General features: G+C 63.9%; 13 protein-coding genes and 3 pseudogenes. 9 read left to right on the top strand and 7 right to left on the bottom strand.

Annotated features, from left to right (window positions below):
• Positions 1 to 14: 14 nt before the first annotated feature.
• On the bottom strand, positions 15 to 2,762 hold the full coding sequence (locus tag ACRQ5J_RS16205; RefSeq protein ID WP_432378004.1) for an NAD(P)-binding protein: 2,748 nt from the start codon (positions 2,760 to 2,762) through the stop codon (positions 15 to 17).
• A gap of 165 nt (positions 2,763 to 2,927) precedes the next feature.
• On the bottom strand, positions 2,928 to 4,262 hold the full coding sequence (locus tag ACRQ5J_RS16200) for an amino acid permease (protein ID WP_432378002.1): 1,335 nt from the start codon (positions 4,260 to 4,262) through the stop codon (positions 2,928 to 2,930).
• 157 nt (positions 4,263 to 4,419) lie between these two features.
• Here ACRQ5J_RS16200 and ACRQ5J_RS16195 point away from each other — a divergent pair, with 157 nt between their 5' ends.
• The 4 genes and pseudogenes from ACRQ5J_RS16195 (at position 4,420) to motA (ending at position 8,905) form a co-directional block, all read left to right on the top strand.
• Entirely contained in the window at positions 4,420 to 5,646 is a 1,227-nt protein-coding gene (locus tag ACRQ5J_RS16195) for a cyanophycinase (protein WP_432378000.1), read from the top strand.
• 44 nt (positions 5,647 to 5,690) lie between these two features.
• Positions 5,691 to 6,269, top strand: a pseudogene (locus tag ACRQ5J_RS16190) (glycoside hydrolase family 92 protein); the annotation flags it as partial.
• Positions 6,270 to 6,303: 34 nt separating this feature from the next.
• Positions 6,304 to 7,971, top strand: coding sequence for a GH92 family glycosyl hydrolase (locus ACRQ5J_RS16185; RefSeq protein ID WP_432377998.1), 1,668 nt, complete (start codon positions 6,304 to 6,306; stop codon positions 7,969 to 7,971).
• 73 nt (positions 7,972 to 8,044) lie between these two features.
• Entirely contained in the window at positions 8,045 to 8,905 is an 861-nt protein-coding gene (motA, locus tag ACRQ5J_RS16180) for a flagellar motor stator protein MotA (protein ID WP_432377996.1), read from the top strand.
• Between the two features lies 1 nt (position 8,906).
• Here motA and ACRQ5J_RS16175 read toward each other — a convergent pair whose 3' ends face one another.
• From ACRQ5J_RS16175 to ACRQ5J_RS16155, 5 genes and pseudogenes are all read right to left on the bottom strand, one after another.
• Positions 8,907 to 9,284, bottom strand: a complete 378-nt coding sequence (locus tag ACRQ5J_RS16175) for a glyoxalase superfamily protein (RefSeq protein WP_432377994.1) — start codon at positions 9,282 to 9,284, stop codon at positions 8,907 to 8,909.
• Between the two features lie 35 nt (positions 9,285 to 9,319).
• On the bottom strand, positions 9,320 to 9,778 hold the full coding sequence (locus ACRQ5J_RS16170; protein ID WP_432377993.1) for a hypothetical protein: 459 nt from the start codon (positions 9,776 to 9,778) through the stop codon (positions 9,320 to 9,322).
• A 161-nt stretch (positions 9,779 to 9,939) separates the two neighbouring features.
• Positions 9,940 to 10,784, bottom strand: a pseudogene (ppk2, locus tag ACRQ5J_RS16165) (polyphosphate kinase 2).
• A 129-nt stretch (positions 10,785 to 10,913) separates the two neighbouring features.
• Complete coding sequence (locus ACRQ5J_RS16160) at positions 10,914 to 12,707, bottom strand: thiamine pyrophosphate-requiring protein (protein ID WP_432377991.1); 1,794 nt, start codon at positions 12,705 to 12,707, stop codon at positions 10,914 to 10,916.
• Between the two features lie 204 nt (positions 12,708 to 12,911).
• The gene (locus tag ACRQ5J_RS16155) at positions 12,912 to 14,264 is read right to left on the bottom strand and encodes an MFS transporter (protein ID WP_432377989.1); all 1,353 of its coding nucleotides are present in this window, start codon (positions 14,262 to 14,264) and stop codon (positions 12,912 to 12,914) included.
• 133 nt (positions 14,265 to 14,397) lie between these two features.
• Here ACRQ5J_RS16155 and cyoA point away from each other — a divergent pair, with 133 nt between their 5' ends.
• The 5 genes and pseudogenes from cyoA to ACRQ5J_RS16130 all read left to right on the top strand — a co-directional run.
• A complete protein-coding gene (gene cyoA / locus ACRQ5J_RS16150; protein WP_432377987.1) occupies positions 14,398 to 15,399 on the top strand; it encodes a ubiquinol oxidase subunit II in 1,002 nt (333 codons plus the stop codon).
• A 2-nt stretch (positions 15,400 to 15,401) separates the two neighbouring features.
• On the top strand, positions 15,402 to 17,402 hold the full coding sequence (gene cyoB, locus ACRQ5J_RS16145; RefSeq protein ID WP_432377985.1) for a cytochrome o ubiquinol oxidase subunit I: 2,001 nt from the start codon (positions 15,402 to 15,404) through the stop codon (positions 17,400 to 17,402).
• On the top strand, positions 17,395 to 18,024 hold the full coding sequence (gene cyoC / locus ACRQ5J_RS16140) for a cytochrome o ubiquinol oxidase subunit III (protein WP_432377983.1): 630 nt from the start codon (positions 17,395 to 17,397) through the stop codon (positions 18,022 to 18,024). The genes cyoB and cyoC overlap by 8 nt, the downstream gene beginning before the upstream one ends.
• Positions 18,021 to 18,425 carry a cytochrome o ubiquinol oxidase subunit IV gene (gene cyoD, locus ACRQ5J_RS16135; protein ID WP_432377981.1) on the top strand — a complete coding sequence of 135 codons (405 nt, stop codon included), beginning with the start codon at positions 18,021 to 18,023 and terminating at the stop codon, positions 18,423 to 18,425. The genes cyoC and cyoD overlap by 4 nt, the downstream gene beginning before the upstream one ends.
• Positions 18,422 to 19,147: pseudogene (locus ACRQ5J_RS16130) on the top strand (SURF1 family protein); the annotation flags it as partial. The gene cyoD and the pseudogene ACRQ5J_RS16130, both read left to right, overlap by 4 nt.
• Between the last annotated feature and the right edge of the window lie 21 nt (positions 19,148 to 19,168).

Below are 19,168 nucleotides of genomic sequence, written 5' to 3'. Positions count from 1 at the left end.
GCGGCATGCAACGGTCAGGTCGAGACGGCCGCGCGGGTGCGGCTGCTGCGTTGCGCGCGTACGTGTTCGGCAGCCCGCTTGCCGGCCAGGAAGGCATGGTCGGAATTATAGTATTCCCATTCGCTGTAGCGGCCGGCCAGCAGGATGTCGTGGCGCGCCATCCATTCGCGGATGGCGGCCACGTTGCCGGCGCGCGCGTGGTCGTAGACGACGTAGGCATACGGCATGTCGACCTCGTTGGCGGTGAGCACCTGGTCGTCTTCGGACAGGAAGCCGGTGCGCACGCAGTCGGCCAGGCATTGCGCGATGAGGGCGTCGCCTTCGGCCGGCAGCGGCTTGGATGGCGAATACGAGATTTCGCATGTAAAGCCGAAGCCGCCGGGCGGGTTGCAGTCCGGGCTGGCGTTGCCCTGCACGAAGATGCGGTGGTAGACCGTGTCTTCGGGATAGTAGATCCAGTGTTTGTCGGTGAGCTTGGGCCGGTTGACGCCGATGTTGACGCAGCGGATCGAGACATGGCGCAGCGCGCCGGCCGCCAGCTTGAGGCTGACCGGCACCGCGTTGCCCATCAGGCGCACCAGCTCCGGCATCGGCATGGTGCTGATCAGGTGGTCGTAGTGCAGCAGCCGGCCGTCGGCCAGCATCAGCGTGTGCTCGTCGGGCAGGATGGCGGTGACGCTGGCGTTGAGTTCGATCTTGCCGCGGATGTGGGGCAGGAAGCCGGACATCAGCGCCTGGAAGCCGCCGCGGCGCGGATAGCCGAAGCGGGCGTTGGGACCCATCGGGCGCGGTGTTGGTTGCAGCGCGCCGTCGACGATTTCATCGAGGTCCGGCAGGGGCACGCGGCCGCCGAGCCACGAGGTTTCCATTTCCTTGAGCGGGATGGTCCAGAGCTTGCGGTTGTAGGGCAGCGCGAAGTGGCGGGCGATGCCGGCGCCCCATACCTTGTGGATGAAGTCTTCGAAGTTGTTGGGTGGCCGGGCGGGCAGGGCGCGCGGGGTGTTGGCGGTGTCGGTGGTGCCGTCGGCGCAGCAGTCCGGCACTGGCGTGGCGCAGTGTGCGTTGGCGGGACGCGGCGCCGGTGCGGTGTAGCGCGCTGCGACGGCGCCCATGATGCATTCGCGGATGACGTCGGGCGGCAGGCCGTGCAGCGAGCCTTGGAAGGGGTAGCGGGTGTAGACTTGCTTGCTGTAGATCCAGGCTTCGCGCATTTGCCAGTGCTGGTTGTCGCCCAGCAGGATGTCGTAGAGCTTGAGCACGTAGGGGTCGTTGGAGAACATGATATGGCCGGCGTGGTCGAAGGTGAAGCCGTGGTCCTGGATCGAGCGGCACCAGCCGCCTACGCTGGCGGCGCGTTCCAGTAGCAGCGTGTCGGCGTCCAGATGGTAGGCGGCCGACAGCCCGGTCGGCCCCGCGCCGATAATGATGCAGCCCGTGTGCACGCCGCCACGCGGCCCCGCATGCGCGACTGCCGCTACGCCCGCCACGCCCGCTACGCTCGTCATGCCCGTCACGCTCGTGACACCCGCGCCACCCGCGCCACTCGCCTTGCCCGCCATTTCCGCCTTGGTCGTTTCGCGAGCGCCGGCGCGCATCGCATTTCCTGCGCGCTCTGCATTCTCAGTGTGGGCTTGCGTCGCGGTCGCTGGGCTGTGTGGTGGCTGGCGGCTGGCGGCCGCCTGCTCGATCAACCGACGCATGGCGTCGGCGGTGGCTTGCCATGACGTCTGCTCAACGATCGCGCGCATGCGCTGCGCCGTCGCCGCGCGCTGTCCGGGCGTTTGCGTCAGCGCCGCCTCGCACGCCGCGATGAAGCCAGCCTCGTCATGGGCGATGGCCGCCACGCCGCCGTAGGCGCGCGCGACATCGGTAATCGCCGTGCTGACGACCGGCAGTTCGGCCGCCATGTATTCCAGCACCTTGGTCGGGCTGATGTTGCATGTAGCCTCATTCAGAGCGAACGGCAGCAGGCATACATCCCACCCGGCGACAAGGCGCGGCAGCTCCTGATACGGCTGCCGCCCGAGGTAGTGAATATTCCCGCGCCGGGGCAGCGACGCCGGCGCTATCTTCAGCACCGGCCCGACCATGACCAGCTGCCAATCGGGCCGCGCGTCCGCCAGCGCCGCCAGCAGCGCGGTATCGAAGCGCGCGTCGATCACGCCAAAGTAGCCCAGCCGAGGACGCGGAATGCCCGCCTGTAGCGGATGCTCAAGGCCTCGCTCCAGCGCCTGGCGGAAATGCCCCGCATCCACACTGCTGGGAAAACAATGGGCGTTCGGATGGCGCGCGCGGCGCGCGTTGTACAGACTGGGCCCGCCGGCAAACACGAGATCGGCGATCTTCAGCAGCGCCGTCTCGCGCTGCATAAGCTGGCGCGGCGCGTGCAGGAAGGCCGACAGCTCGTCCATGCAGTCATACACAACCAGCCGCGCTGGCAGCGTTGGTAGCAGCGGCAGCGCCATCGGCGTGTAGAACCACGCGATGATTTCCTCGCCGGCTGGCGCCAGCGCGGCCAGCAGCGGTTGCAGCAGCGGGATCTGATCGTCATGGAAGCCGCTGGTGTGCGATGGCGTGTGCGGCTGCACCACCGTCAGGTTCGGCGTTGGCGTCGAGGTGGTCAGATGCGGCGGGCCGTCGCTGTGTAGCGGCTCCTCCACGTAAACGATCCGGAAATGCGGCGCAAGCCGCGTCAGCAGTTGTTGCGGGCGCTGATAGACAAAGTCCCAGCGCAGATGGCTGAATACGATAATCGTGGGCATGGCGTTCTCCTCGTCGTGAGCACTTCCGATGCAAAAAAGTGCAGACATGCTATCAACGATCGGGCCACTTTTCAGTTCAATTCCGCCCGGAATTGGAGAACGCGCTGGACGCGGCGGCGCCTCGGTCGGTACCGATATCACCGGCGCGCCGCACAGCAAGTCCGGCTAACCGCGCTTGACGCCCATCTTGTAGCCGATGGCGAGCACCGCCAGCCACACCGGAATCAGGTAGACCGACAGCCGCAGGTCCGGCGTCAGGTACATCACCACCAGGATGGCGGCGAGGAACGCCAGGCACAGGTAATTGGTGGCCGGGTAGCCGAGGCTGCGGAACAGCGTCACCTGGCCGGCCGCTTTCTTCTGCGCGCGGAAGCGCAGGTGGATCCAGCTTATCAGGCCCCAGTTGATAATCAGCGCCGACACCACAAGCCCCATCAGGAAGCCGAAGGCCTTGGCCGGCATGAAGTAGTTGACCGCCACGCAGATGCCGGTGGCCAGCGCCGACACGCCCAGTGCCGTCAGCGGCACGCCGCGCGCATTCACCGTCAACAGCGCCTTAGGCGCATTGCCTTGCTTCGCCAGACCGTACAGCATGCGCGTGTTGGAATACACGCCGCTGTTATATACCGACAGCGCCGCCGTCAGCACCACCACGTTCAGCGCATGCGCCACCAGGTTGCTGTTGAGCGCATGGAAAATCAACACAAACGGGCTGCCGCTGGTGACTACCTTCTGCCACGGATACAGCGACAGCAGGATCGCCAGCGCGCCGATGTAGAAAATCAGGATGCGGTAAATGGCCTGGTTGGTGGCCTTGGGAATCGACTGCGACGGATTGTCCGCCTCGGCGGCTGTGATGCCGATCAGTTCCAGCCCGCCGAAGGAGAACATGATTACCGCCATCGCCATCGCCAGGCCACCGACGCCGTTGGGGAAGAATCCGCCGTGCTGCCACAGGTTGGCGATGCTGGCTTGCGGCCCGGCGTCGCCGGACGCCAGCAGCCAGGCGCCGAACAGGATCATGCCGACAATGGCCAGCACCTTGATGATGGCGAACCAGAATTCCATCTCGCCGAAGGCCTTGACGTTGAACAGGCTGATGGCGTTGATGATGACAAAGAACGCCAGCGCCGACATCCACGTCGGCACCGTCGGCCACCAGTACTGGATATAGATGCCGACCGCCGACAGTTCGGCCATGCTGACCAGTACATACAGCACCCAGTAGTTCCAGCCCGCCATGAAGCCGGCCCAGTGGCCGCAGTATTTGTCGGCGAAGTGGCTGAAGGAGCCGGCCACCGGCTCGTCGACCACCATCTCGCCCAGCTGGCGCATGATGAAGAAGGCGATCAGCCCGGCCACGCCGTAGCCCAGCAGCACCGACGGCCCGGCCATCTGGATGGTCTGGGCGATGCCGAGGAACAGGCCGGTGCCGATGGCACCACCCAGCGCGATCAACTGGATATGCCGGCTTTTCAGCCCGCGTTTGAGTTCACTCATCTTCTGCCTGTGCGAGGTTAAGGGATCAAAAAGGATTCATTCTCGCACAGCTCAGTCATCGTGCACAGGGAGGGCGCCGACTTCCGATTTATAATTATATGCATCAGTTGCGCCGCCGACGGTGGGCGCGGACCTTACCAAAGACAGGGATATTCGTATGACGAGTTTTGCTAAAGCCTTGCGCATGCTGTGCGCATCGTTGGTGTCGTTCGTAGTGCTGGTTTCACACGCGGCGGAGGCGGACAGCCCGCCCAAGGGCCACCTGCTGATCGCCGGCGGCGCGGTGCGTGCCGATAACACCGAAGTGTGGAGCAAACTGGTGGAGCTGGCGGGCGGCAAGGGCGCGCGTATCGCCGTCATGCCCAGCGCCGCCGGCAACCCGCTGCGCTCCGGCACCAACCTGGTGGCGACGCTGAACAAATACGGCGCCCAGGCCTTCGCCGTGCCGGTGGCGGTGCGCTTCAAGGACCGCGACTACGCGCGCGACGCCGAGGATGCCGCCGTGGCCCAGTCGATCCGGGATGCGGGCGGCGTCTACTTCGCCGGCGGCGACCAGGGCCTGATCACCAAGGCGCTGGTGCGGCCGGACGGTACGCGCACCGCCGTGCTGCAAGCTATCTGGGACGTGTATCAAAAGGGCGGCGTGATCGGCGGCAGCAGCGCCGGCGCGGCCATCATGAGCAGCACCATGTATTACGAGGCCAAGACCGTGCTGGGCACCCTGAGCGTGGGCGTCAACGACGGCCGCGAGCTGGCGCCTGGCCTGGGCTTTGTTGGCAAGGACTTGTTCGTCGACCAGCACTTGCTGGCGCGCGGCCGCTTCGCACGCATGCTGCCGGCCATGCTGAAGAAGGGCTACAAGCAGGGCCTGGGCATTGATGAAAACACGGCGGTCATCATCAACGGCAAGCACGAGGTGGAGGTGATCGGCTATCAGGGCGCGCTGCTGCTGGACCTGGCGCTGGCCACCACCAACGGCAGGGAAAAGGACTTCAACCTGTCGAACGCGCGCATCAGCTATCTGGATCGCGGCGACCGCTATAACCTGCTGACGCGCCAGTACACGCCATCGGCCGACAAGGCAGGCGGCAAGCTCGATCCGGCCAAGCCGTTTCTGAATGAACAGGTATATTCGGCCGATATGCTGGGCCATAACACCGTGCTGGTGATGATGGAAAAACTGATCAACAACGCCCGCGACACGGCCATCGGCATCGCCATGGCGGCGCCGGGCGACCCGCGCGAGGACCTCGGCTTCGAATTCAAGCTGACGCGCGACAGCGAAAGCGTCGGCTACGAATCGGCCACCGCCGACGCCTACACCATCCTGAACGTGCGGATGGATGTGCGCCCATTGAAAATCACCCGGCCGTGGTACCAATGAGCGGCGCGCGCTCGCTGCTGACGGCCGGCGTGCTGGCCGCGACGATGGCGCTGCCGGCCTTCGCCGCCGCGCCGGGCACGCCCGCCGCGGCGGTCGATGTGTTTATCGGCACCGGCGGCGACGGGCATACCTTCCCCGGCGCGGCGCGGCCGTTCGGCATGGTGCAGCTCAGTCCCGATACGCAGGTGCGGCCGTTCCGTCAGAGCTATCCGTGGGCGTCCGGCTACCGTTATGACGACGACAGCATCCTCGGCTTCTCGCACACGCATTTTTCGGGCAGCGGGCATTCGGACCTGGGCGACGTGCTGCTGATGCCGTACAGCGGCGAGACAAAATGGGAGCCGGGCTATCCGGAACGGCCCTTCAGTGGCTACCGTTCGCGCTTCAGCCACAAGGACGAACGCGCGGAGCCGGGCTATTACGCCGTCAGGCTGGCCGACCACGAGGTGCAGGTCGAGCTGACCGCCAGTGAGCGCGTCGGCTTGCACCGCTACCGCTATGCCAGCGGCGCCGAGGCCAAGGTGATGCTCGATCTGCGCACCAGCATTTACGATTACGCCAACAAGAATCTGTGGTCACGCCTGCGCTTGCGGGATAACACGCTCATCACCGGCATGCGAGAGACGCGCGGCTGGGCGCCCGGGCGGCAGCTGTATTTTGCGATCCAGTTCTCGCACTCCGCTGTCATCGCGCTCGCTGCGCAATATGGAGCGCGATGTCGAGTACAAGGGCTTCGCCGGTCCGGGCAGCGGTCCGGGCGACAAGGCGGTGGTGGAGGGCAAGGCGCTGGTCGGCGCGCTGGACTTCGGTGTGCCTGCGGATGGACAGTTGCAAATCAAGGTTGCCATATCCGGCGTAAGCGAGGAGGGCGCCATCGCCAACCTGGCCGAGATGCCGGGCTGGGACTTCGACGCCGAACGCGCCAGGGCCTCGGCCGCGTGGAACGAGGCGCTCGGCGCGGTGGCCATCGAGGCCGAGCCGGAGATGCGCAAGATGGTGTACACGGCGCTGTATCACAGCATGCTTGCGCCCAGCCTGTTCATGGACCGCGACGGCCGCTATCGCGGCCCGGACAACGAGGTGCATCAGGCCAAAGGGTTCCGCTATCACTCGACCTTTTCGCTGTGGGACACCTACCGCGCGCTGCATCCCTTGCTGACGCTGGTGCAGCCGGAGCAGCGCAATGTGGACTTTGTGCGTTCGCTGGTGGCGTCGCAGCAGGCCAGTCCCTACGGCATTTTGCCGGTGTGGCAGTTCCATGGACTGGAAACGTGGTGCATGATCGGCTATCACGCGGTGCCGGTGATCGCGGACGCCTATATGAAAGGCCTTAAAGGTTTCGACGCGGACGAGGCGCTGAAGGCCATGACCAGCAGCGCCGAGTACGGCCCTTACGGCGGCCTGCAACACTATATGAAGCTGGGTTATGTGCCGATCGATCTGGAACCGGAAGCGGCTTCCAAGACGGTGGAGTATGCGTTCGACGACTGGACCATCGCGCGCATGGCGGAGAAGATGGGCAAGCAGGATATCGCCGCCCGATACTATCAGCGCGCGCAGAATTACCGCAACTCGTTCGATGTGAAAACCGGCTTCCTGCGGGCGCGCAAGTCGGACGGCAGCTTCCGCGAACCGTTCGACCCGGTGCGCTCGAATTTTGGCAGCGACTACACCGAAGGCAGCGCGTGGCAGTATTCCTGGTATATGCCGCACGATAACGCAGGCCTGATCAAGATGCTGGGCGGCGACCAGGCCTTGCAGGACAAGATCGACCAGGTTTTCGACGCCAAGGTGGACGACAACGTCTACGCGCACATGGAGGATATCTCCGGCTTGATCGGCCATTACGCGCATGGCAACGAGCCCTCGCATCATGTGGCCTACCTGTACAACTACGCCGGCGCGCCGTGGAAGACGCAGCAGCGCCTGACGCAGGTGGTGGCGACCCAGTACAACACCACGCCGGCCGGCCTGTCCGGCAACGACGATCTGGGGCAGATGTCGGCGTGGCTCGCATTCACCGCGCTGGGCTTCTATCCGGTGGCGCCGGGCAGCAACGAATACGTGATCGGCCGGCCGTTCCTCGACAAGGCGGTGCTGAATCTGCCGAACGGCAAGCGCTTCACCATCCGCGCACCGGGCCTGAGCAAGCAGAACGCCTTTGTCGCCAGCGTCACGCTGAACGGCAAGCCGCTGGCCCAAACCTATCTGCGCCACGAGCAGATCACCGCCGGTGGCGAGCTGGTCTTCACCATGTCCGGGCAGCCAGACAAGGAGTGGGGCAAGTCGATCAACGCTCGCCCGTACACGCAGACAAAGTATTAATATTTCTTTTCGTTAATTCACAGTTGCCTGTGGTAAAGTTTACGTTTATCACTGAGCAACCGTGGAGTGCCGGATGTCCGTTGTCATTGGGATCGTGATTGTTTTGGTGGGCGTGTTTGGCGGCTACGTCCTGACTGGCGGCCACCTTGTGCCGTTGTTCCAGCCGTTCGAGCTGATGATGATCGCTGGCGGCGCCCTGGGCGCCTTTGTGATTTCCAACGACGCCAAGTCGCGGCGCGCGACCTTGGCCGCGATTCCAACCCTGTTCCAGACAGCGAGGCAGACCAACGCCCTGTATATGGATCTGCTGTCGCTGATGTACGATATTCTGTTCAAGATCCGCAAGGAGGGGCTGATGTCGGTCGAAACGGATGTCGATGCGCCGCATAAAAGCCCCTTGTTCCTGAAGTTTCCAGGCATCCTGGCGGACCATGAACTGACCGAGTTCATCACCGACTACCTGCGCCTGATCGTCTCGGGCAATATGGACCCGTACCAGATCGAGAACCTGATGGACAACGAAATCGAAGTCCATCACCAGGACGGCGAAATCCCCATCCAGGCGATCAACAAGGTGGCCGATGGCTTGCCGGCGTTCGGCATCATCGCGGCGGTGATGGGTGTGGTGCACACCATGGGTTCGGTGGGCGCGCCGCCGGCGGAGCTGGGCAACCTGATCGCCGCAGCGCTGGTCGGCACCTTCCTTGGCATCCTGCTGGCTTACGGCGTGGTCAGTCCGATCGCCGGCCTGCTGGAGCGCAAGCTACAGGAGTCGACCAAGATTTACCAGTGCGTCAAAGTCATGCTGATCGCCAGCCTGAACGGCTACGCGCCGACGCTGTCCGTGGAGTTCGGCCGCAAGGTGATTTCGGCCGTTCAACGACCCTCGTTTGCCGAGATGGAAAGCCATTTCAGGCAGCAGAGGGCGCGGTAACTCAGGCCGAGATTTCCGGCGCACGGTTGAAGAAGACCAGGCGGTTGCCCGAAGGGTCTTTGATCGTCATTTCGCGGCCGCCCCATGGCATTTCTTCCACGCCGGGACGGGCATTCTTGTAGTGCTTGGCGATCAGTTCCTGCTGGTAGGCGTCGACGTCGGTGGTGGCGATGCGGATGGCGGCGCCGGGCGAGCAGTCGCCATGGTGCTCGGTCAGATGCAGCGCGCAACCGTCCTTGGAGACGGCCATGTACAGCGGCATGCCGTCCTCAAAACGATGCTCCCAATCGACTTTAAAGCCGAGGAAATCCAGAAAAAACTCCCGCGTTTTCGCTTCGTCGAAGCAGCGCAGGACAGGAGTGATGGTGCCCAGGCTCATATTGTCTCCTCTATTTGTATGGTTCGGACTGCATATTACACGTATGGGACGCTGCACCCGGCCCTTCCGGAAAAATGGCCCGGCTTCCACATGGCGCAACGGCCTGTGAAGCTGGCGGTGGCGCTGTGTCCAGTTGCGGAATCAAGGGTGACGGTACATACAAAAGGTTCTCCAACAGTGCCAGTGTAACCGGCCTGTACGTCGGCGTTAAACTGCACGGTGAGCGTTGCGCGGTGTAGCGCAAGCCAGGGGATGTTCTGCTTTGACAGCGCGGCGCGCAAGTATGCCGATTGCTCGGCGGCGACGCTGGCGGCGACTTCATTGCCGGGGCAGGCCTGCCCGGTAATCAGATCGATTTCGATGCGCCACGGCGCCGCGTGCACAGTGCGATAGAGCACGCCCAATGTCCAGAAACCCTGGTAATCATTGTTGCGGCCGATGAATCGGGCCAGCAGGCCGGAGGCTACGTGCTTGAGGCGGGAACGGATTTTCATGTGCGGTCCTGAAAGGGCAGGCGCCCTCGAAGCCCATCCGCGTTGCGGAGCACCAAATCATATCACCACTACTACACGCCCGTCGTTCCCGCGCAGGCGGGAACCCATGCTGAGCGTGCGGCACGCCGTCCACAGCCGCGCCCGCTCGGCAACGACAAGAACTAATACACCTCCGGAACAATGATCTCCCGCGGCACCGGGCGCCGCACATAATCGTCATGATATTCGCGCTCCGGCAGCTCAATCGCCGGGTGCGCGATTTCTTCATACGGCATTTGCGCCAGCAGGTGATGAATGCAATTCAGCCGCGCCTTTTTCTTGTCCACCCCTGCACCACCCACCACGGCGCCTCGGGAATATGGGTACGCTCCAGCATCACCTCCTTGGCGCGCGTATATTCCTCCCAGCGGCGGCGCGATTCCAGATCCATCGGGCTGAGCTTCCACTGTTTCAGCGGATCGTGGATGCGGCCGAGGAAGCGCGCATTCTGTTCCTCATCGGAAATCGAGAACCAGTATTTGATGACCTGTATCCCCGAGCGCACCAGCATGCGCTCGAATTCCGGCACGGTCTGGAAGAATTCCTCGTACTGCTCGTCGGTGCAGAAGCCCATCACGCGCTCGACGCCGGCGCGGTTGTACCAACTGCGGTCGAACAGCACGATCTCGCCGGCAGCCGGCAAGTGCGACACATAGCGCTGGAAGTACCACTGCGTGCGCTCGCGGTTGTTCGGCGCCGGCAGCGCGGCCACGCGGCACACGCGCGGATTCAAACGCTGCACGATGCGCTTGATGACGCCGCCCTTGCCGGCGGCATCGCGCCCCTCGAAGAGGATGACGACCTTGTGCCCGGTATGCACCACCCAATCCTGCAATTTGACCAGCTCGGCCTGAAGCCGGAACAGCTCACGGAAGTAGATGCGGCGTTCTTCCTTGGCCTCGGCACTGCGCTCGCGCTCGACGACCTGGCGGGTATGCGGATCGATCTCGCGGTCTTCCAGCTCCATCTCCAGTTCTTCGTCGTAGCTGTCGGTCAGTTCGCGCTGTACGCGCTCCAGCAATTCGTGCTCGTTCAAGTTCACGCAATACTCCTCATTTTCAGGTGAGGAGCAGGGTACGCGGCTATTGTGACGGCGCTATGACTTCTGCTTGTCCGGGAACAGGCCATCCCACACCTCCTTGATGGTGGCCGTGATGACGCCGGCCGCCTCCTGGTCGCCGCGCAGCATCGCGCGCAGGTAGTGCGCCGCCTGTTTCGCCGACACGTGCGGCGGCAGCGGCGGCACATCGGGATCGGTAACCATCTCCAGCACCGTCGGCACCTGGGCCGACAGCGCCTCGTCCCACGCTGCCGCCACCTGTGACGGGTCGTCCACCCGCACCCCGCGCAGGCCGAGCAGCTCGGCGTAGGCGGCATACGGGAAGCCGGGCAATTGCTGCGATTCGGGCAGCCGGGCGTCGCCCTCGGTGATGCGCTGCTCCCAGGTGACCATGTTCAGGTCGCCGTTGTTGAGCACCATGATGACCAGCCGCGGATCGCGCCACTCGCGCCAGCGGGCGGCGATGGTGATCAGCGAATTAATGCCGATCATTTGCATGGCGCCGTCGCCCAGCACGGCGATCACCGGGCGGCCCGGATGCACGCACTTGGCGGCCAGCGCGTAGGGCAGGGCGCAGCCCATCGACGCCAGCCCGCCCGAGACGGATCCCATCATGCCGCGCCGGAAGCGCAGGTCGCGCGCATACCAGCCGGCGCAGGAGCCGGAATCGCAGGCGAGGATCACATCGTCCGGCAGGCGCGGCGACAGTTCCCAGAACACCCGCTGCGGATTGATCGGCCGCGCCGCGTTCATGGCCCGCGCTTCCAGCACCCGCCACCAGTCACGCACATTGCTTTCGATGCGCTGGCGCCAGCTGCTATCGGTTTGCTGCTCCAGCAGCGGCAGCAGCGCCTCCAGCGTGGCGGCACTGTCGCCGGCCAGGCAGACCTCCATCGGGTAGCGCAGGTTGAGCTTGCGGGCGTCGATGTCGATCTGCACGCCGCGCGCCTTGCCTTCCTTGGGCAGGAATTCGGAGTAGGGGAAGGCCGAGCCGACCATCAGCAGCGTGTCGCACTCGTTCATCAAGTCCCAGCTGGCCTTGGTGCCGAGCAGGCCGATGGCGCCGGTCACATACGGCAGCGTGTCCGGTACGGCGGCCTTGCCCAGCAGCGCCTTGGCGACGCCGGCGCCGAGCCGCTCGGCCACGGCGATCAGCTGGTCGGTGGCGTGCAGCGCCCCGGCGCCTGCCAGGATGGCGACTTTCTTGCCGGCGTTGAGGATGGCGGCCGCGCGTTGCAGGTCTTCATGGCGCGGCGCCACCGCGTGGCCGGTGTAGCCGATGCCGCTGTGGATGGTGCCGTGCTCGCGCGGCGGCGTCTCCACCGCCTTCATCTCCTGCACGTCGTTGGGCAGGATCACGCAGGTGACGGTGCGGCGCTCGATGGCGATGCGCATGGCGCGGTCGATCAGGTGGCGCACCTGCTCGGGCGTGCTGGCCATTTGCACGAACTCGTGGGCGACGTCCTTGAACAGCGCCATCAGGTCGACTTCCTGCTGGTAGTCGCCGCCGAGCGCCATGCGGCTCTGCTGGCCGACGATGGCGACGACCGGCTGGTGGTCGGCTTTGGCGTCGTACAGGCCGTTGAGCAGGTGGATGGCGCCCGGCCCGGAGGTGGCCAGGCACACGCCCGGCTCGCCGCTGAACTTGGCGTGGGCGCAGGCCATGAAGGCGGCCAGTTCCTCGTGGCGCACCTGGAAGAATTCGATGCCGGTGTCGCCGTGGCCGAAGGCGCCGACCACGCCGTTGATGCCGTCTCCGGGATAACCGTAGATGCGTTTCACGCCCCAGGCCGCCAACCGCTTCAATACAAAGTCGCCCACTGTCGCCATGCTAGTCACCTCGCCGTCATCCGTTGAAGGCCGATTCTAGCGGCGAGGCCGACAGTTGCGCAGCGATAACGTGCGCGCCATGTTGCAGTGCGGTCAAGCTTAAATAAAGCGCAAACCGGGAAAGGAGACAGGTAGGGCGCAGGGAAGGGCGTGTGGTGGCGTCGCAACAGGAATGCCCCGGCCGGGCGGCCGGGGCGGAGCCGCTTAGTTATCGCGGATGTTCCATGCGCGGTTGATGCTCAGGGCGGCCAGCGAGGCGACCGCGCCTGACAGCAGGTAGACGCCGGCGTAGGCCAGGCCGAAGTGCGACGACAGGCCCAGCGCCACCAGCGGCGCGAAGCCGGCGCCGATCAGCCACGCCAGATCGCTGGTCAGCGCGGCGCCGGTGTAGCGGTAGCGCTGCGGGAACTGGGCGGTCACCGCGCCCGAGGCCTGGCCGTAGGACAATCCCAGCAGCGCGAAGCCGATCAGGATGAAGGCGTCCTGGCCGGTTTCGCCGGCGCCGATCAGGAACGGCACGAACAGGCTGAAGATGCCGATCATCGTCGCCAGCGTGCCCAGCGTGCGGCGGCGGCCGACGCGGTCGGCCAGGTAGCCGGAGATGATGATGGCGATCGCCATCAGCGTCACGCCGACCATCTGCACCTGCAGGAAGCCGGCGATGGAGCGCTGCGACGTCAGCGTGATCCACGACAGCGGGAACACCGTCACCAGGTGGAACAGCGCGTAGCTGGCCAGCGCCGCCAGCGCGCCGATGATGATGTTGCGCTTCTGCGAGGACAGCAGTTCGCCGGCCGGCACCGGGTCCAGCTGGTGCTCGTCGAGCAGGTGCGAGTACTCGTGCGTGGTCACCAGGCGCAGGCGGGCGAACAGCGCCACCACGTTGATGGCGAAGGCCACGTAGAACGGGAAGCGCCAGCCCCATTCGAGGAAGTCCAGCGTGCTCAGGTTGGCCATCAGGTAGGAGAACAGGCCGGCCGCGATGACGAAGCCGACCGGCGCGCCCAGTTGGCCCAGCATGGCGTACCAGCCGCGCTTGTGCTCAGGTGCGTTCAGCGCCAGCAGCGACGGCAGGCCGTCCCAGGAACCACCCTGGGCGATGCCTTGTCCAATCCGCAGCACCGCCAGCCAGCCGATGGCGGCGGTCCCCAAACTGGCATAGTCCGGAAGGAAGGCGATGCCGGCGGTGGACACGCCCATAATCATCAGGGCCAGCGTGAGCTTGGTTTCACGGGTGAAGCGATGTTGAATTGCCATAAATGCGACAGTTCCGATCGGTCGCGCAATAAACGCGAGCGCAAAAATCGCAAAGGCGTATAGTGTGCCGTCAAGCCTGCTGTCATATGGAAAGAATACCGACGGAAACACCAGGGCCGACGCAATCGCGTAGACAAAGAAGTCGAAGTACTCGGAGGCGCGCCCGATGACCACGCCAATTGCGATTTCTCCGGGAGAGATATGTCCATCCCTGGCATTGATGCTGCGTGCGCCGGGGCTCGTTTGATGATGGTCGCGGACGCCAGCTTGGACGTCACTAATAGAAGTCGTGTTAGCCATAGTCTCTTGTCTCGTGTTAAGTAATTGTTATCACGGCGGTGTCCAGGCGGGTAGGACAAAGTGTCCAATGGCAAGAACAGTCCGTCGTGAGTACAGTAGCATGTTCCCAATAATCTGTAATCTAAATTACCGCATGATTCCTCCTATCGTTCGTCGTGGATTGCTCCTCGCACCGTTAATGTGGCTCGCTGGCTGCGATACGGTCGTGCTGAATCCGTCCGGGGATATCGCAGCGCAGCAGGCACACCTTGTTGTTGTGTCAACCTTGCTGATGCTGTTGATCATCGTACCTGTCATGTTCCTCATCTGTCTGTTCGCTTGGCGCTATAGAAAGTCAAATACCGCCGCCGAATACAAGCCGGACTGGGACCACTCGACCAAGCTCGAACTGCTGATCTGGGGCGCGCCGCTGCTGATCATCATCGTGCTGGGCCTGATCACGTGGATCTACACCCACTTGCTCGACCCTTACCGTCCGCTGAGCCGCATCGATGAAAATCGCCCGCTGGCCCCGCACGTCAAGCCACTGGAAGTGCAGGTGGTGTCGATGGACTGGAAATGGATGTTCATTTACCCAGAGCAAGGCATCGCCACGGTCAATGAGCTGGTCACGCCGATTGACGTGCCGGTCCGCTTCCACATGACCTCGACCACCGTGATGAATGCGTTCTACATTCCTGCGCTGGCCGGCATGGTCTACACCATGCCAAGCATGGAAACGCAGCTGAACGCGGTAATGAACAAGGTCGGCGTGTACGACGGCTTCTCGGCCAACTACAGCGGCGCCGGTTTCTCGCAGATGCGCTTCAAGTACCACGGCGTGTCGCAGGGCGACTTCGACGCCTGGGTCGCCAAGACCAAGGCCTCCACCGCCAAGCTGGACCGCGCCGAGTTCCTGGCGCTGGACAAGCCGACCATCAAGCACCCGATCATGCACTTCGGTACCGTCGATGCTGACCTGTACAGCCGCATCCTGAACCGTTGCGTGCAGGACGGCAAAGTCTGCATGAATGTCCAGATGCACCAGGATGCCAACCGCATCAAGGCTGCCGTGGCAACGCAGAAACTGCCTAAAGACGAGGTGTGCGAGCCGACCGAGGTCGCCGCAACTGCTCAACCTACCCGTAAAGAATGACCATGTCTGATCTGAACCTGACCAATCTGATCTTCGGACGGCTGTCGCTGGAAGCAATTCCGCTGCACGAGCCCATCCTGATCGGTACTTTCGCCATGGTGGCGATCGGCGGCCTCGCGCTGCTGGCCGCCATGTTTAAATTCCGCCTGTGGGGCCCGCTGTGGCGCGACTGGATCACCTCCATCGACCACAAGAAAATCGGCATCATGTACATGGTGCTGGGCATCGTCATGCTGCTGCGCGGCTTCGCCGACGCGCTGATGATGCGCGCGCAGCAAGCCATCGCCTTCGGCGACAATCCGGGCTTCCTGCCGCCGCACCACTACGACCAGGTGTTCACCGCCCACGGCACGATCATGATCTTCTTCGTGGCGATGCCGCTGGTGACCGGCCTGATGAACTACGTGGTGCCGCTGCAAATCGGCGCGCGTGACGTCTCGTTCCCGTTCCTGAACAACTTCTCGTTCTGGATGACCACGTTTGGCGCCATGCTGACCATGGTGTCGCTGTTCGTCGGCGAATTCGGCAAGACCGGCTGGCTGGCGTTCCCGCCGCTGTCGGGCATCGAGGCCTCGCCCGATGTCGGCGTCGACTACTACATCTGGTCATTGCAGGTGGCCGGGGTCGGTACCACACTATCCGGTGTCAACCTGATCGCCACCATCGTCAAGATGCGCGCGCCGGGCATGTCGATGATGAAGATGCCGGTGTTCACCTGGACCGCGCTGTGCACCAACGCGCTGATCGTCGCCACCTTCCCGATCCTGACCATCACCCTGGCGCTGCTGTCGCTGGACCGTATCGCCGGCTTCAACTTCTTCACCACCGAGCTCGGCGGCAACCCGATGCTGTACGTCAACCTGATCTGGATCTGGGGCCACCCTGAGGTGTACATCCTGATCCTGCCGGTGTTCGGCGTGTTCTCGGAAATCGTCTCGACCTTCTCGGGCAAGCGCCTGTTCGGCTACACCTCGATGGTGTATGCGACCGTCGTGATTACCGTGCTGTCCTACCTGGTATGGCTGCACCACTTCTTCACCATGGGTTCGGGCGCCAGCGTCAACTCGTTCTTCGGCATCACCACGATGATCATCTCGATCCCGACCGGCGCCAAGATCTTCAACTGGCTGTTCACCATGTACAAGGGCCGCATCCGCTTCACCGTGCCGATGATGTGGACCGTGGGCTTCATGCTGACCTTCGTCATCGGCGGCATGACCGGCGTGATGCTGGCCGTGCCTCCAGCCGACTTCGTGCTGCACAACTCGCTGTTCCTGATCGCCCACTTCCACAACGTGATTATCGGCGGCGTGGTGTTCGGCCTGTTCGCCGGCATCAACTACTGGTTCCCGAAAGCCTTCGGCTTCAAGCTCAACGAGTTCTGGGGCAAGGTGTCGTTCTGGTGCTGGCTGGTCGGCTTCTGGGTCGCCTTCACGCCGCTGTACATCATGGGCTTCATGGGCGTCACCCGCCGCATGAACCACTTCGATGATCCGTCGCTGCAGATCTACTTCGTCATCGCCGCCATCGGCGCGGTGATCATCGCCGGCGGTATCGGCGCCTTCATCCTGCAGATCTTCCTGAGCTGGAAGGACCGCGCCAAGCTGCGCGACGTCACCGGCGATCCATGGGAAGGCCGCACGCTGGAGTGGGCCACCTCGTCGCCGCCGCCAGACTACAACTTCGCGTTCACCCCGGTGGTGCACGACAGCGACAGCTGGGCGGACATGAAGGCCAACCATTATCAGCGTCCGCTGAAAGGCTTCGTCGACATCCACATGCCGAAAAACACCGGCGCTGGCTTCGTGATCTCGGCCCTGTCGTTCGCGTTCGGCTTCGCCATGGTATGGCAGATGTGGATTCCGGCAGCGCTGGCCTTCGCGGTCATGGTTGGCGCCATCATCGTTCACACCTTTAACTACAAGCGCGACTACTACATCAAAGCCGATGAAGTGACCCGTACCGAAGACGCGCATACTCGTTTCCTGGAAAGCCATGTCTGAAATTAACGCAAACGGCGCCCTGAGCGCAGACCCAAGCGCGCGTTACTACGTGCGTGACCACCATCCGGAGAACGGCACGCTGCTGGGCTTCTGGATCTACCTGATGAGCGACTGCCTGCTGTTCGCCGGCCTGTTCGCCACCTACGCGGTGCTGGGCCGCAGCTACGCCGGCGGCCCGTCCGGCGCCGAGCTGTTCGACCTGTCGCTGGTGGCCATCAACACCGGCTTCCTGCTGCTGTCGTCGATCACCTATGGCTTCGCCATGATCGCCACCCAGCGCAAGAACCTGAACGCCACCATCGGCTGGCTGCTGGTCACCGGCGTGTTCGGCCTGGCCTTCCTGTACCTGGAAATGTACGAGTTCCTGCACCTGATCCACGAAGGCGCCGGCCCGCAGCGCAGCGCCTTCCTGAGCGCGTTCTTCGCGCTGGTCGGCACCCACGGCCTGCACGTGACCTTCGGCACCATCTGGCTGGTGACGCTGGTGTTCCAGCTGAAGAAGCACGGCCTGACCGTCGAGAACAAGCGCCGCATGGCCTGCCTGTCGATGTTCTGGCACTTCCTGGACGTGATCTGGATCGGCGTCTTTACCTTTGTCTACCTGATGGGAGTTCTGCCATGAGCGCACCACACAACCACTCTGAGCACGACCACCACGACCACCACGGCCATGACGATGATGGCAACCACGGCAGCCTGAAGGATTACGCCATCGGCTTCATCCTGTCGGTGATCCTGACCGCGATTCCGTTCTGGCTGGTGATGGCCAAGGTGTTCGACAAGTCGAGCACCACCGCGCTGGTGGTGCTGGCCTTCGCGGCGGTGCAGGTGGTGGTCCACATGGTCTACTTCCTGCACATGAACAACAAGGTCGAAGGCGGCTGGTCGATGCTGTCGACCGTGTTTACCGTCGTGCTGCTGGTCATCGTGCTGGCCGGTTCGATCTGGGTCATGTACCACATGAACAAGAACATGATGCCGTCGATGGGCAACGATGTTCATAACATGCAAGACATGCAATGACGGACGGCGCAACTAAGCGCCAACGTTCCCGCGCCCTGCGCGTCATCCTGGCCCTCGCGGCCGGGGTGATGTTCGCGGGGTTTTTTGCTTTAGGAACGTGGCAAGTCAGCAGGCTGCAATGGAAACTGGCGCTGATCGAGCGCGTCGACCAGCGCGTGCACGGCGCGCCGGGGCCGGCGCCGACGATGGCGCAATGGCCGCGGCTGAACGCGGAGAACGACGACTACCGCCGTGTCGAGCTGGGCGGCGTGCTGCTGGACGGCGCCACCACGCAAGTGCTGGCGTCGCTGGAACGCGGCATCGGCTACTGGGTGGTCACGCCGCTGTGCACGCCAGACGGCGGCATCGTGATGATCAACCGCGGCTTCATACCGGCCGGCGTCAGCGGCTGGAAACCGCAGCCGGCGCCGGCGCCGGCTGCGGCCGATGCCTGTGCCGGCGCGCAGGGACCGGCGGTGCGCTTCAGCGGCCTGCTGCGCATGACCGAGCTTGCCGGCCGTCTGCGCAAGAACGAGCCGGCGCGCAACTACTGGTACACGCGCGAGGTGCAGGCGATCGCCCAGGCGCGCGGCCTCGGCCAGGCGCACGTGGCGCCGTACTTTGTCGACGCCGACGCGCCGACGGCGCTGGCCGCGGGACCGGTGGCGGGTGAGCAGCCGATTGGCGGCTTGACGGTGATTTCCTTCGTCAACAACCATTTGGTTTATGCTATCACCTGGTACGCGCTGGCCCTGATGGTGGCC

Origin of the sequence: Duganella sp. P38, from assembly GCF_050859475.1 — a bacterium.
Taxonomy (GTDB): domain Bacteria; phylum Pseudomonadota; class Gammaproteobacteria; order Burkholderiales; family Burkholderiaceae_D; genus Rugamonas.
The sequence above is the reverse complement of the archived record's forward strand: the minus strand, read 5'-3'. Positions and strand labels throughout refer to the sequence as shown.